We start from the raw sequence: 650 nt of genomic DNA, 5'->3' as shown, positions 1-650 counted from the left end.
AGCCCGTACACGGGGCGGGCCGGCGCCGGCAGCGGCGGCGTGCGGAGCAGGAAGGCGGCGGCCTCGCGCGCCTCGGTGGTCCCCCGCAGCTCGGGCCGGTACGCGCCGAGCGCCTCGTGGAGCCCGGCGAGCGTCGTCGGCAGCGGCGCCGCCCCGAGCGCGTGCCCGACGACGGCCACCTGCGCGACGTACTCGTCGCACTCCTCGTCGCTCAGGGGTCGCGCCCCGAGGCGCTGGTGGGCGAGCAGGAAGCTGTCGACCTCGGCCAGGTGCACCCACCGGACCAGGTGCGGGTCGGACGCCTCGTAGGGCTCCCCCTGCGAGGTGGTGCCGCTGACGCGGGCGTGCACGGCACGCACGATCGCGACCGCCCGCGCGGCGTCCTCGGCCGGGCCGAAGGTCGTCGTGGCCAGGAAGGTCGCCGTGCGCTGAAGCCGGCCCCAGGGGTCGCCGCGGTAGCCCGAGTGCGCCGCGACGGCCGCCATGGCGCGCGGGTGCAGCGACTGCAGCAGCAGCGCGCGGATGCCGCCGACGAACATCGACGCGTCCCCGTGGACCCGCCCGATGGGACTGTCGGGGTCGAACCACCGCGGCCCGGGCGCGGCGTGGACCCGCGCCCGCGCCTGCGCCGGGTCCGGCCCGGCGACCCG

Annotated in this window: 1 protein-coding gene; it reads right to left on the bottom strand. The window is 78.9% G+C overall.

Annotated features, from left to right (window positions below):
• Window positions 1-650: oxygenase MpaB family protein (locus IDM29_RS16915; protein WP_188037865.1), on the bottom strand; the 650-nt coding region annotated here is incomplete at both ends.

The sequence above is a fragment of the Actinotalea sp. JY-7885 genome (assembly GCF_014525465.1).
In the GTDB taxonomy this organism is placed as follows: domain Bacteria; phylum Actinomycetota; class Actinomycetes; order Actinomycetales; family Cellulomonadaceae; genus Actinotalea.
The sequence above is the reverse complement of the archived record's forward strand: the minus strand, read 5'-3'. Positions and strand labels throughout refer to the sequence as shown.